Here is a 13,097-nt window from a genome sequence, read left to right on the forward strand (position 1 = left end):
GACCGATGGACTTCAACGCCATCAGGATATCCATAGCCTCCCCGGAAGGGATCAGGGAATGGTCCCACGGCGAGGTGAAGAAGCCCGAGACCATAAACTACAGGACCTTCAAGCCGGAGAGGGACGGCCTCTTCTGCGCGAAGATATTCGGCCCCGTGAAGGATTTCGAGTGCAACTGCGGCAAGTACAAGCGCATGAAGCACAGGGGAGTGGTCTGCGAGAAGTGCGGGGTCGAGGTCATCCCCTCGAACGTGAGGAGGGAGCGTCTCGGCCACATCGAGCTAGCCACGCCCGTGGCCCACATATGGTTCCTCCGGAGCCTCCCTTCCAGGATAGGCGCCATGATGGACATGACGCTGAAGGAGCTGGAGAGGATACTCTATTACGAGAACTACGTGGTCCTCGACGCAAAGGAGTCGGACCTCAAGGAAGGCGAGCTCCTGAACGAGGAGAAGTACCAGAAGGCCATCGAGAAGTGGGGGCCGGACGGCTTCACCGCAGGCATGGGCGCGGAGGCGATCCGCGACATGCTCCGTAGGATCGACCTCGAGAAGGTCTCCGGAACGCTCAGGGCCGAGATGAAAAAGACCACCTCTGACGCGAAGAAGAAGAGGATCGCGAAGAGGCTCAAGGTCATCGAGGCTTTCCTCAACTCCGGCAACAAGCCCGAGTGGATGATACTCGAGGTGATACCGGTCCTGCCGCCTGACCTCCGGCCCCTTGTGCCGCTCGACGGGGGAAGGTTCGCGACATCCGACCTGAACGACCTCTACAGGAGGGTCATAAACAGGAATAACAGGCTCAAGCGCCTGATGGAGCTCAATGCCCCGGACATCATCATACGGAACGAGAAGAGGATGCTCCAGGAGGCGGTCGACGCCCTGTTCGACAACGGCAGGCGCGGACGCATCATAACCGGCCAGAACAAGAGGCCCTTAAAGTCACTTTCTGACATGATAAAGGGCAAGGGAGGCCGATTCAGGCAGAACCTCCTCGGAAAGAGGGTCGACTACTCGGGCCGCTCGGTCATCGTCATCGGCCCCGACCTCCGCCTCCACCAGTGCGGCCTTCCCAAGAAGATGGCCCTTGAGCTCTTCAAGCCATTCATCTACCAGAGGCTCGAGGAGAAGGGGTACGCGACCACCATAAAGAGCGCGAAGAAGATGCTCGAGAAGGAGCGCCCCGAGGTATGGGACGTCCTGGACGAGGTCATAAGGGAGCACCCGGTCCTCCTTAACAGGGCGCCTACGCTACACAGGCTCGGCATACAGGCCTTCGAGCCCATCCTCATAGAGGGCAAGGCCATACAGCTCCACCCGCTCGTCTGCACGGCCTTCAACGCGGACTTCGACGGCGACCAGATGGCCGTCCACGTGCCGCTCTCGATAGAGGCGCAGGTCGAGGCCAGGGTCCTCATGATGTCGACCAACAACATCCTTTCGCCCGCGCACGGCAAGCCCATAATAGTGCCCACTCAGGACATAGTGCTTGGGCTCTATTACCTTACGAGGAACCGCCCGGGCGTAAAGGGCGAGGGCAAGATGTTCGGCTCGGCTGACGAGATACGGGCAGCCTACGACGCTGGAGAGGTCCATCTCCAGGCCGGCGTCAAGGTCAAGATGGACGGCAAGCTCGTTGACACCACCGTGGGCAGGATCATAATGAAGGAGATAGTGCCCCCGGTCATAAGGTTCGAAGAGATAAACAGGGTCATGGACAAGAAGCGCCTGGCCGATCTCATCGACATATGCTACAGGCGCGCAGGGAACAAGGAGACGGTCCTTCTCGCCGACAGGCTCAAGGACATGGGCTACCAGTACGCCACCAAGGCCGGCATATCGATCTGCATAGACGACATGAAGATACCCGGCAAGAAGGGCGATCTCCTTGATTCGGCATACGAAGAGGTAAAGGAGATACAGAAGCAGTACAACGAGGGACTCATAACCGACGGCGAGCGCTACAACAAGGTCATAGACATATGGGCGCAGGCGACCGAGGAGATAGCCGAGGAGATGCTCCGCGAGCTCTCCACGGACCTGGTGAAGGACGAGGAGGGAACGGACCGTTCCATGCCGAGCTTCAACCCCATATTCATAATGGCGGACTCGGGCGCCAGGGGCTCCGCGCAGCAGATAAGGCAGCTCGCCGGCATGAGGGGACTCATGGCCAAGCCTTCGGGCGAGATCATAGAAACGCCCATCACCGCGAACTTCAGGGAAGGCCTTACGGTGTTACAGTACTTCATATCGACCCACGGCGCCAGGAAGGGCCTCGCGGACACGGCCTTGAAGACCGCGAACTCCGGATACCTCACAAGGAGGCTCGTGGACGTGGCGCAGGACGCGATCATCGCCGAGGAGGACTGCGGCACCCTCGACGGCATCTACATGACCCCGCTCATCGAGGGCGGAGAGGTCATCGAGCCCATAGGCGAGAGGATACTCGGCAGGGTCGCCCTCGAGGAGGTCTTCGACCCCTTCACCAAGGAGGTGCTCGTCGAGTCCAATGAAGAGATAGACGAGCAGAAGGTCGAGAAGATAGAGGAGGCCGGCATCGAGAGGGTCAAGATACGGTCGGTCCTCACCTGCCGCTCGATAAGGGGCATCTGCATCAAGTGCTACGGAAGGGACCTTACGAGGGGCCGGATGGCCGAGATGGGCGAGGCCGTGGGCGTCATAGCCGCGCAGTCCATCGGAGAGCCGGGCACCCAGCTTACGATGAGGACCTTCCATATCGGCGGAACCGCCTCCAGGAGGGCCGAGCAGACTACCCTCGAGGCGAGGCACGAGGGCATCGTAAAATACCACAACCTCAACGTGGCCGTGAACTCCAGGGGCGAGCGCATCGTCATGAACCGGAACGGCGATATCGCGCTGCAGGACGAGCAGGGCAGGGAGCGCGAGAGGGATTCCATCATCTACGGCGCGAGGCTCCGTGTTCCGGAGGACCAGAAGGTCGCCCCTGGCACCATCATAGCCGACTGGGACCCCTACACCATACCCATCATAACCGAGGTGAGCGGCATCGTCCGGTTCGGCGACATAGAGGAAGGCAAGACCATGCGGGAGCAGGTGGACGAAGTGACCGGCCTCTCCAGCAAGGTCATCGTGACCTACAAGGAATCGGACCTCCGCCCGAGGATATCCATAAAGGACGAGGCGGGGCGCACCCAGAAGATACCCGGCACCAATATCGAGGCCAGGTATCTCCTTCCGGTGGGCGCAATCGTCACCGTGAGCGAGGGCGATGCGGTCAAGGCCGGCGACATCGTCTCCAAGATACCGAGGGAGACGACCAAGACCAAGGACATAACCGGCGGACTACCGAGGGTCGCGGAGCTCTTCGAGGCGAGAAAGCCCAAGGAGACCGCGGTCATAAGCGAGATAGACGGCATCGTCTCCTTCGGCAAGGACACAAAAGGCAAGAGGAAGGTCATCATCTCGCCCGAGACCGGGGAGGCCAAGGAGTACCTCATACCCAAGGGCAAGCACATAAGCGTGAGGGAAGGCGACCGCGTGAGGGCCGGAGAGCCCTTGATGGACGGGAGCGCGAACCCGCACGACATCCTCCGCGTCCTCGGCGTGAAGGAGCTGGCCAAGTACCTCGTGGACGAGGTACAGGAGGTCTACAGGCTCCAGGGCGTCAAGATAAACGACAAGCACATAGAGGTCATCGTCCGGCAGATGCTCAGGAGGGTCAAGATAAAGGACGCCGGGGACACGAACCTCCTTATCGGCGAGCAGGTCGAAAGGTACATCTTCGACGAGGAGAACGACCGGGTCATTACCAAGGGCAAGAGGCCGGCTGTTGCCGAGCCGCTCCTCCAGGGCATAACCAAGGCGTCGCTTTCGACCGAGTCCTTCATCTCCGCGGCCTCCTTCCAGGAGACGACCAAGGTGCTGACCGGCGCTGCCGTGGAGGGGAAGATAGACTACCTCAGGGGCCTTAAGGAGAACGTCATAATGGGCCGCCTGATCCCGGCGGGATCGGGCTTCAGGCGCTACACCAAGGTGGCGGCGGAGCTGACCGAAGAACTCCCTGAGCTTCCGCAGCCCGAGGCCGGGCCGGAAGGTGAAGAGGAGGTGCAGGAGACCGCCTGACGGGCGCGTCCCTGCACCTTTCATGGGGCTTGATAGGCCCTGTAATAGGTGGTAAAATTTTTCGTTGTGTTTTTCATCGATTCAAGTCGCATTTTGGCCATTTAGGCCTTGACAAGGAAATTGAAAGCTGGTAGATTGCTTTGATTTACGCCAGAAGGCAAGCGAAAAACGAAAGGTAATCCGGTATGCCTACAATCAATCAGCTCGTACGCAAGGGCAGGCTTAAGCCGAGGGTAAAGACGGCCTCTCCGGCCCTTGAATCATGCCCGCAGAAAAGGGGCGTGTGCGTGAGGGTGTATACGACAACGCCGAAGAAGCCGAACTCGGCGCTCCGGAAGGTCGCGAGGGTAAGGCTCACGAACGGGATGGAGGTCACCTCCTATATACCCGGGATAGGCCATAACCTCCAGGAGCACTCGGTCGTCCTCATAAGGGGCGGAAGGGTCAAGGACCTCCCGGGCGTGAGGTATCACATAGTAAGGGGCACCCTCGACGCCGTCGGCGTGGCTGACAGGAAGCAGGCGCGCTCCAAGTACGGGGCAAAGAGGCCCAAGTAGCAATCAAGCAAGGAAGTTGTTTTTAAGGAGGAGAGTCTATGCCTCGCAAGGGGAATGTCCCGAAGAGGGACGTGCTGCCGGACCCGCAGTTCGGCGATAAGGTTGTCGCCAAGCTCATAAACAAGCTTACCGAGGACGGCAAGAAGAGCAAGGCCGAGGGCATCCTTTACGGCGCCTTCAGCGTTATAGAGGAAAAGACCAAGACCGAGCCCATGAAGGTCTTCAAGAAGGCCCTTGACAACGTCAAGCCCATGCTCGAAGTCAAGTCGAGAAGGGTGGGCGGCGCGACCTACCAGGTCCCGGTCGAGGTCAGGCCCGAGAGGAAGCTTTCGCTGGCGCTCAGGTGGATAGTCAACTATTCGAGGGCGCGCGGCGAGAAATCGATGAGGGACAAGCTTGCCGCCGAGCTCATCGACGCCTCCAATAACAAGGGCGGCGCGGTTAAGAAGAGGGAGGACGTACACAAGATGGCCGAGGCCAACAAGGCATTCGCCCATTATCGCTGGTAGTCCCGGCTGTGTCCCGGGGTCGTGGATGCGCCCCCGGCTGCAAGAGGCTTTAGCCTTCTGCCCCCTGTTGCAAAACCTTAAAATCCGTACCCAGATAATGCGGGCGGGGCCCTGCGGGCCGCGCTCAAACCGAAGTATCTTAAGAGATTTATCGAGGAGTAGTCGCTTTGGCCAGGCAAGTATCATTAGAGAAGCAAAGAAATATCGGGATCATGGCCCATATAGACGCGGGCAAGACCACGACCACAGAGAGGATCCTCTTCTACACGGGCGTGACCTACAAGATAGGCGAAGTCCACGAGGGGACCGCGGTCATGGACTGGATGGAGCAGGAGAAGGAGAGGGGCATAACGATAACCTCGGCCGCCACGACCTGCTCCTGGAAGGAAACCCGCATCAACATAATAGACACCCCGGGCCACGTCGACTTCACGATTGAGGTCGAGAGGTCGCTTCGCGTCCTTGACGGCGCCGTGGCGGTATTCTGCTCCGTGGGCGGCGTTGAGCCCCAGAGCGAGACCGTCTGGAGGCAGGCAAACAAGTACCACGTTCCGAGGATCGCGTTCGTCAACAAGATGGACCGCGTGGGCGCGGACTTCTACAGGGTCGTCGGAATGATATCCGACAGGCTCAAGGCAAGGCCGGTCGTTCTCCAGATCCCCATCGGCAAGGAAGAGACCTTCAAGGGCGTAGTGGACCTGGTGCAGAACAAGGGCATCATCTGGGAAGAGGAGACCCTCGGCGCAAAGTACACCGTGATAGACGTGCCCGCAGAGATGAAGGACGAGGTCGCCGAGTGGAGGGAGAAGCTCGTCGAGGCCGCCGCCGACTTTGACGAGAGCCTGATGGAGAAGTACCTTGACGGGCAGGAGGTAACCCCCGAGGAGCTTAAGAAGGCCCTGAGGAAGGGCACCATTGCGATGGAGCTTACGCCGGTCATATGCGGCTCCTCCTTCAAGAACAAGGGCGTACAGCTCCTCCTTGACTCGGTAGTCGAATACCTTCCTTCACCGATAGACATACCCCCCATAAAAGGCATAAACCCGGAGACGAACGAAGAGGACTCGCGTCCCACTTCCGATGACGCTCCGTTTTCGGCCCTGGCTTTCAAGATCATGACAGACCCGTTCGTGGGCCAGCTTACGTTCTTCCGCGTATATTCCGGCTGCATGACCGCCGGCTCGTACGTCTATAACTCCACCAAGGACCAGAAGGAGAGGATAGGGCGTCTGGTCAAGCTCCACGCCAACAAGCGCGAGGACGTGAAAGAGGTCTATGCCGGCGACATTGCCGCCGCGGTCGGCATGAAGTACACCGTCACGGGCGATACCATATGCGACCCGGCGAAGCCCGTAATACTCGAGTCCATGGACTTCCCCGAGCCGGTCATCTCGATTGCCATCGAGCCGAAGACCAAGGCTGACCAGGAGAAGCTCGGTATCGCGCTGCAGAAGCTGGCGATCGAGGACCCCTCCTTCCGCGTGAAAACGGACGAGGAGACTGGCCAGACCATCATATCGGGAATGGGCGAGCTCCATCTCGAGATAATCGTGGACAGGATGCTCCGCGAGTTCAAGGTAGAGGCTTCGGTCGGAAAGCCCCAGGTCGCCTACAGGGAGACCATCACCAGGAAGGCGAAGGCCGAGGGCAAGTACATAAGGCAGACGGGCGGACGCGGCCAGTACGGCCACGTATACATAGAGATAGAGCCGGGCGAGAAGGGCAAGAACTTCGAATTCGTCAATAAAATCGTCGGCGGAACCATCCCGAAGGAATATGTAGGCCCGGTAGAGAACGGCATGAGGGAGGCCTCTGAGAACGGCTCGCTCGCCGGATACCCGGTCGTTGACGTCAAGGTCACGCTTTACGACGGCTCATACCATGACGTGGACTCGTCCGAGATGGCCTTTAAGATTGCCGGCTCCATGGCCTTCAAGGAGGCCGTTAGGAACGCGGGCCCCATACTGCTTGAACCCATCATGTCGGTCGAGGTCGTAGTGCCCGAGCAGTTCATGGGCGACGTCATAGGCGACCTCAACTCGAGGAGGGGTAAGATCCAGGGCATGGAATCGAGGGGCGGCTTTCAGGTGGTGGGCGCGACTGTCCCGCTTGCCAACATGTTCGGATATTCAACCGACCTCCGGTCAAAGACGCAGGGCAGGGCATCCTACACCATGCAGTTCTCGCATTACGAGCAGGTGCCCAATTCCGTCACAGAGGTGCTGACCGCGAAGGTGCAGGCCGCGAAATAGGGCCCGGCGCAAACGCGCCAGGGTGTGCTGAAAACAGTTATTCAAAACCGAAGGGAGTTCGGAGGAAAAAATGAGCAAGGCTAAATTCGAGAGAGGCAAGGCGCACCTTAACGTAGGCACGATAGGCCACGTTGACCACGGGAAGACCTCGCTTACCGCGGCGATAACCAAGGTCCTTAGCTCGAAGGGGTACGCGGAGTTTCTTGCGTACGAGAACATAGACAAGGCGCCCGAGGAGAGGGAGAGGGGAGTAACGATCTCCATATCCCACGTCGAGTACCAGACGGACAAGAGGCACTACGCGCACATAGACTGCCCGGGCCACGCGGACTACATAAAGAACATGATAACGGGCGCGGCGCAGATGGACGGCGCGATAATGGTGGTCTCCGCGGCTGACGGCCCGATGCCGCAGACGAGGGAGCATATACTCCTTGCGAGGCAGGTTGGGGTTCCCTACATAGTCGTATTCCTTAACAAGGTTGACATGGTAGACGACAAGGAGCTTCTGGACCTTGTGGAGCTCGAGGTGAGGGAGCTTCTGAACCAGTACAAGTTCCCGGGTGACGAGATCCCGGTAATAAAGGGGAGCGCCCTTAAGATACTGGAGTGCGGGTGCGGCAAGAAGGAATGCCAGTGGTGCGGGGCGATACACGAGCTTACCGAGGCGCTGGACACCTATATACCGGAGCCCAAGCGGGAAGTGGACAAGCCTTTCCTGATGCCTGTCGAGGACGTCTTTTCGATATCCGGGCGCGGCACCGTGGTGACGGGCAGGGTCGAGAGGGGCATTGTAAAGGTAGGCGAGGAGATCGAGATAATAGGGCTTCGTCCGACGACGAAGACTACCGTTACGGGAGTCGAGATGTTCAGGAAGCTCCTGGACGAGGGGCGCGCCGGCGACAACATCGGGGCGCTCTTGAGGGGCACGAAGAAGGAAGAGGTTGAGAGGGGCCAGGTGCTGGCGAAGCCCGGGTCTGTGACTCCGCACACGAAGTTCAAGGGCGAGGTCTACATCCTCACGAAGGAGGAGGGAGGCCGCCACACGCCGTTCTTCAACGGCTACAGGCCGCAGTTCTACTTCAGGACGACGGACGTCACTGGCATCGTGACCCTTCCCGAGGGCACGGAGATGGTCATGCCCGGAGACAACATAAGCATAGACGTGGCGCTCATAACGCCGATAGCGATGGAAGAGGGCTTGAGGTTCGCGATCCGCGAGGGCGGAAGGACGGTCGGAGCGGGCGTAGTTACCAAGATAACCGAATAACAAGCCCGTAGTCCGGGCCAGGAACAATAAGTTACGGAGTTAAACAGGGTGGACAACCAGAAGATCAGGATAAGGCTTAAGGCGTTCGACCACAGGCTTCTCGACAAGTCCGTGAAGGAGATAGTCGATACCGCGAAAAGGACGGGCGCGGCCATAAAAGGCCCGATACCGCTCCCGACCAGGATCAACAGGTTCACGGTCCTCAGATCGCCGCATGTCGACAAGAAGAGCCGCGAGCAGTTCGAGATACGCACGCACAAGCGGCTCATGGATATCATGGAACCCACTCAGACCACGGTAGACGCGCTCATGAAGCTCGACCTCCCGGCGGGCGTGGACGTGGAGATAAAGCTCGAGTAGTCGCCCTCCGGGGAAAACGTTCGGCCACCTCATACCATTAACGCGCGCATGCACCCGCCACACAGGGGGCCTCTGCGGCAGGGAACTCAAGATGATTGCAGGAATCGTAGGGAAGAAGATCGGAATGACCCACGTCTACTCCGAGGGGGGTGCGATGGTGCCCGTTACGGTCATAAAGACCGGCAACACCGTCGTGCAGAGAAAGACCAGGGAAAAGGACGGGTACGACGCCGTGCAGGTAGGCTTCCTCGAGAAGAAGGAGAGGAGGGAGACGAAACCCCTCCAGGGCCACTTCAAGAAGGCGGGCACCCCGTGCTTCTATCACCTCATTGAGTTCAAGGGCGCCGAGCTCGACGCATACAAGCCCGGCACCGCCGTCAACGCGGCAGACGTCTTCAAGCCCGGCGACTGGGTGGACGTATCCGGGAATTCCAAGGGCAAGGGCTTCATGGGCTCAATGAGGCGGCACAACTTCAGGGGCGGCTCCGAGTCCCACGGCTCCATGCACAACAGGGCTCCCGGGTCCATAGGCTCGAGCTCCGACCCGTCACGCGTCTTCAAAGGCATGAAGATGGCCGGCCACATGGGCGCGGCTAACGTCACCGTGCAGAACCTTCAGGTCGTCGCGATAAGGCCCGAGGAGAACGTCATCCTTATAAAGGGCGCGGTCCCCGGCGCGATCAACGGCGTGGTTGTAATAAAAAAGGCGCTCAAAAAGAACAATAAATAGCTTTTTCTTCTTGAGAAGTCACAAACTTTTGTATATAGTAACTGTTTACCGAAAAATCAAGGGATTAGGCAGATGAACGTAGAGGTTCTGGACACGAACGGCTCGAAGGTCTCCGAGGTGGCCCTTAGCGAAGAGGTCTTCTCTGGAGAGGTCAAGGAGCACCTCTTTTACGAGGTCGTGAAGATGCAGCTCGCCAACAGGCGCTCGGGCACCGCCTCGACCAAGACCAAGGGAGAGGTAAGCGGCGGCGGCATAAAGCCCTGGAAGCAGAAAGGCACTGGCCGGGCAAGGTCGGGATCGAACAGGTCTCCGGTATGGAGGCACGGCGGCACGGTATTCGGCCCGCACCCGAGGGATTATTCATACAAGCTCCCGAAGAAGGTCATGAAGGAAGCCCTGAAGAACGCGCTCCGGCTCCGTCTCAAGGAGGGCAGGCTCAAGGTGCTATCTTCCATCGACCTCGCCGAGCCGAAGACGAAGTCGGCCCTGGATCTCCTTCAGAAACATGGGCTTCAAAACGCCCTTATCGTCATCGACGGCCCGAACAGGAACCTTGAGCTCGCGGTAAGGAACCTGAAGGACTTCCAGGTGCAGTTGTCCGGCGGGCTTAACGTCTACGACATACTGAGCTATGACAACCTGGTCATGACCAGGGGCGCGCTCGAGAAAGTAGAGGCGTTGGTGCAATGAAAAACCATTATACAGTACTCAAGTCGCCGGTCATAACCGAGAAGAGCACCGCCGCCGCAGCCGACGGCAAGGTCGTCTTCTGGGTGGACGTGAACGCCACCAAGAAGGACATCAAGGAGGCGGTGGAGAGCATATTCAAGGTAAAGGTGCTCGACGTAAACACGCACAGGCTCGCGGGCAAGATAAAGCGCATGGGGAAGTACGCCGGGCAGAGGCCCACGCGGAAGAAGGCATATCTTAAGCTCCGCGAGGGCGACCGGATAGAGATATTCGAGGGCGTATAGGAACGTCCATTGCGCCCGCTCTCAGCGAGGCTCAAATCAAATCGAGAAGAGAAAGACGATGCCAGTAAAAAAGTACAACCCTACGTCGCCGGCCATGAGAGAGAAGACGACGCTCGTCCACGACGTCGCCAAAAAGAGGCCGGAAAAGAGCCTTACCGCGCCTGTCAAGAGGACGGGCGGCAGGAATAACCTCGGCAGGGTCACAAGCCGCTGGATAGGCGGGGGCCACAAGAGGATTTACAGGCTGATCGACTTCAAGAGGGACAAGGTCAGTATCCCCGCGAAGGTCGCGGCCATAGAGTACGACCCGAACAGGACCGCTAATATAGCGCTCCTTAACTACGCGGACGGCGAGAAGCGCTACATACTCGCGCCGGTGGACTTGAAGGTGGGCGACACTGTGGTCGCCGGCCCCGAGGCCGACATAAAGCCGGGCAACGCCCTGCCGCTCCGTTCAATACCAGTGGGCACCTTCGTCCATAACGTGGAGATGAGGAAGGGCAAGGGCGGCCAGCTTGTAAAGAGCGCCGGTTCCTACGCCCAGCTCATGGCCAAGGAAGGCGCCTACGCGACCATAAAGCTTCCCTCGAACGAGGTCAGGTACGTTTTGCAGGACTGCTACGCGACCATAGGGCAGGTCGGCAACATCGACCACGAGAACGTGACCATAGGCAAGGCCGGCAGGTCCCGCTGGCTCGGAAGGAACCCGAAGGTGAGGGGCGTGGCCATGAACCCGGTCGACCACCCGCACGGCGGCGGCGAAGGCAAGAGCAAGGGCGGCAACCACCCGACCAACCCCTGGGGCGTGCCGACCAAGGGATATAAGACCAGGCGGCGGAAGTACACAGACAAGTTTATAATTACCAGGAGGAAATAGCGTTGCGTTCCTTAAAAAAAGGCCCGTTCGTGGACTCGCACCTGATGGAGAAGGTTAACGCCGCCGGCGACGCCAGGCAGCGGAAGGTCATAAAGACCTGGTCAAGGCGTTCCATGATAGTCCCCGAGATGGTGGGCTTCACCATAGCAGTGCATAACGGGAAGAAGTTCGTCCCGGTCTTCGTGACCGAGAACATGGTCGGGCACAAGCTCGGCGAGTTCTCCCCGACCCGCACCTTCCACGGCCACTCGGGCGTAAAGAAGGCAAAGGTGCCCGGGGCAAAGGGTTAAGCCGGGCCGCGGCCCGGGGCAAACGTTCCGGGCGTGAAATCCGGATGGGATAATGGATTCGGGCCCGACCCGGACATTCAAAAAAGGCAATAGGGAGCCGGTAATAGAAATGGAAGCCAAGGCAGTTCTCAGATACTTGAAGACCTCACCGCAGAAGACGCGCCTGGTCATCGACCTCATAAGGGGCAAGAAGATAGACGAGGCGCTTACGCTCCTCGGCCATAGCGACAAGGCCGTGAGCAGGGACCTCATAAAGCTCGTGAAGAGCGCGATGGCGAACGCCGAGAACACCAAGAACCTGAACGTGGACAGGCTTTTCGTAAAGGCGGCTTACGTCGACGGCGGGCCGGTGCTTAAGCGCACGCACGCGAAGGCGATGGGCAGGGGCTCGCTCATAAGGCGCAGGACCAGCCACGTTACCGTGGTCCTCGGAGAGGCATAAAGGGGCCGCGGACAAGGGCGGCGATATAATTCAGAACCGAAGAACTTAGAACGGAGGTCTTTTTTTGGGTCAGAAGGTACATCCAATAGGATTCAGGCTCGGCATTTCCAAGGGCTGGAACTCGAGGTGGTTCGGCGAGAAGAATTACGCCGCCTTCGTCCACGAGGACCTGACCCTCAGGAAGTTCGTCAAGAAGAAGCTCTTCCACGCCGGCATCTCCTCGATCGACATCGAGAGGACCGCCAACAAGGTGAGGGTCATCATAAGGACCGCGAGGCCGGGCATAGTCATCGGCAAGCGCGGCTCCGAGATAGACGTCATGAAAAAGCAGCTCGCGAAGCTCTCGGGCAGGGACGTTGACCTCGACATAGTCGAGGTAAGGAAGCCCGACACCGACGCGCAGCTCGTTGCCGAGAACGTGGCCCTGCAGCTCGAAAGAAGGGTCTCGTTCAGGAGGGCGATGAAGAAGGCCGTGACGACGTCGCTACGCATGGGCGCCAAGGGCATCAAGATAATGTGCGCCGGCAGGCTCGGAGGCGCCGAAATAGCGAGAAGCGAATGGTACAGGGAGGGGAGGGTGCCTCTCCATACCCTGAGAGCTGACATAGATTACGGCCAGGCCGAGGCGCTCACCACTTACGGGATAATAGGCGTCAAGGTGCTTGTTTACAAGGGCGAGGTCCCGGTACAGAGGGCGGCAGCCGAAGAGTCCGCAGCAACTAAAGGGTAGGTT

13 protein-coding genes are annotated in these 13,097 nt (G+C 59.2%); all 13 read left to right on the forward strand.

Features of this window, described 5'->3' with window-relative positions; genetic code table 11:
- The first annotated feature begins 5 nt into the window (after positions 1 to 5).
- The 13 genes from rpoC to rpsC all read left to right on the forward strand — a co-directional run bounded on the left by rpoC (position 6) and on the right by rpsC (position 13,094).
- Positions 6 to 4,103 carry a DNA-directed RNA polymerase subunit beta' gene (rpoC, locus tag QY316_04715; GenBank protein ID WKZ34079.1) on the forward strand — a complete coding sequence of 1,366 codons (4,098 nt, stop codon included), beginning with the start codon at positions 6 to 8 and terminating at the stop codon, positions 4,101 to 4,103.
- A gap of 185 nt (positions 4,104 to 4,288) precedes the next feature.
- Positions 4,289 to 4,660: a 30S ribosomal protein S12 gene (gene rpsL / locus QY316_04720; GenBank protein ID WKZ33702.1), complete on the forward strand. Its 372-nt coding sequence runs from the start codon at positions 4,289 to 4,291 to the stop codon at positions 4,658 to 4,660.
- 38 nt (positions 4,661 to 4,698) lie between these two features.
- Positions 4,699 to 5,169, forward strand: coding sequence for a 30S ribosomal protein S7 (gene rpsG, locus QY316_04725; protein WKZ33703.1), 471 nt, complete (start codon positions 4,699 to 4,701; stop codon positions 5,167 to 5,169).
- Between the two features lie 167 nt (positions 5,170 to 5,336).
- Positions 5,337 to 7,421, forward strand: a complete 2,085-nt coding sequence (gene fusA / locus QY316_04730) for an elongation factor G (GenBank protein ID WKZ33704.1) — start codon at positions 5,337 to 5,339, stop codon at positions 7,419 to 7,421.
- Between the two features lie 70 nt (positions 7,422 to 7,491).
- Positions 7,492 to 8,691, forward strand: a complete 1,200-nt coding sequence (gene tuf, locus QY316_04735; GenBank protein WKZ33705.1) for an elongation factor Tu — start codon at positions 7,492 to 7,494, stop codon at positions 8,689 to 8,691.
- A gap of 48 nt (positions 8,692 to 8,739) precedes the next feature.
- Positions 8,740 to 9,051, forward strand: coding sequence for a 30S ribosomal protein S10 (gene rpsJ, locus QY316_04740; GenBank protein WKZ33706.1), 312 nt, complete (start codon positions 8,740 to 8,742; stop codon positions 9,049 to 9,051).
- Between the two features lie 91 nt (positions 9,052 to 9,142).
- Positions 9,143 to 9,781 carry a 50S ribosomal protein L3 gene (rplC, locus tag QY316_04745; GenBank protein WKZ33707.1) on the forward strand — a complete coding sequence of 213 codons (639 nt, stop codon included), beginning with the start codon at positions 9,143 to 9,145 and terminating at the stop codon, positions 9,779 to 9,781.
- Between the two features lie 72 nt (positions 9,782 to 9,853).
- On the forward strand, positions 9,854 to 10,471 hold the full coding sequence (rplD, locus tag QY316_04750) for a 50S ribosomal protein L4 (protein WKZ33708.1): 618 nt from the start codon (positions 9,854 to 9,856) through the stop codon (positions 10,469 to 10,471).
- A complete protein-coding gene (locus tag QY316_04755) occupies positions 10,468 to 10,755 on the forward strand; it encodes a 50S ribosomal protein L23 (protein ID WKZ33709.1) in 288 nt (95 codons plus the stop codon). Before rplD ends, QY316_04755 begins: the two co-directional genes overlap by 4 nt.
- Positions 10,756 to 10,813: 58 nt before the next feature.
- Positions 10,814 to 11,632, forward strand: coding sequence for a 50S ribosomal protein L2 (gene rplB, locus QY316_04760; protein ID WKZ33710.1), 819 nt, complete (start codon positions 10,814 to 10,816; stop codon positions 11,630 to 11,632).
- Positions 11,633 to 11,634: 2 nt separating this feature from the next.
- Positions 11,635 to 11,922: a 30S ribosomal protein S19 gene (gene rpsS, locus QY316_04765; GenBank protein WKZ33711.1), complete on the forward strand. Its 288-nt coding sequence runs from the start codon at positions 11,635 to 11,637 to the stop codon at positions 11,920 to 11,922.
- A 109-nt stretch (positions 11,923 to 12,031) separates the two neighbouring features.
- On the forward strand, positions 12,032 to 12,364 hold the full coding sequence (gene rplV / locus QY316_04770; GenBank protein ID WKZ34080.1) for a 50S ribosomal protein L22: 333 nt from the start codon (positions 12,032 to 12,034) through the stop codon (positions 12,362 to 12,364).
- Positions 12,365 to 12,428: 64 nt separating this feature from the next.
- On the forward strand, positions 12,429 to 13,094 hold the full coding sequence (gene rpsC, locus QY316_04775; GenBank protein ID WKZ33712.1) for a 30S ribosomal protein S3: 666 nt from the start codon (positions 12,429 to 12,431) through the stop codon (positions 13,092 to 13,094).
- Positions 13,095 to 13,097 lie beyond the last annotated feature (3 nt).

This window comes from Thermodesulfobacteriota bacterium, assembly GCA_030583865.1.
Taxonomy (GTDB): Bacteria; Desulfobacterota; GWC2-55-46; order GWC2-55-46; family GWC2-55-46; genus UBA5799.

What these genes read in the sequence shown, in the direction of transcription:
- rpoC (WKZ34079.1), top strand. Translation starts at nt 6, where the DNA reads ATGGACTTCAACGCCATCAGGATATCCATAGCCTCCCCGGAAGGGATC.
- rpsL (WKZ33702.1), top strand. Translation starts at nt 4,289, where the DNA reads ATGCCTACAATCAATCAGCTCGTACGCAAGGGCAGGCTTAAGCCGAGG.
- rpsG (WKZ33703.1), top strand. Translation starts at nt 4,699, where the DNA reads ATGCCTCGCAAGGGGAATGTCCCGAAGAGGGACGTGCTGCCGGACCCG.
- tuf (WKZ33705.1), top strand. Translation starts at nt 7,492, where the DNA reads ATGAGCAAGGCTAAATTCGAGAGAGGCAAGGCGCACCTTAACGTAGGC.
- rplC (WKZ33707.1), top strand. Translation starts at nt 9,143, where the DNA reads ATGATTGCAGGAATCGTAGGGAAGAAGATCGGAATGACCCACGTCTAC.
- rplD (WKZ33708.1), top strand. Translation starts at nt 9,854, where the DNA reads ATGAACGTAGAGGTTCTGGACACGAACGGCTCGAAGGTCTCCGAGGTG.
- QY316_04755 (WKZ33709.1), top strand. Translation starts at nt 10,468, where the DNA reads ATGAAAAACCATTATACAGTACTCAAGTCGCCGGTCATAACCGAGAAG.
- rplB (WKZ33710.1), top strand. Translation starts at nt 10,814, where the DNA reads ATGCCAGTAAAAAAGTACAACCCTACGTCGCCGGCCATGAGAGAGAAG.
- rplV (WKZ34080.1), top strand. Translation starts at nt 12,032, where the DNA reads ATGGAAGCCAAGGCAGTTCTCAGATACTTGAAGACCTCACCGCAGAAG.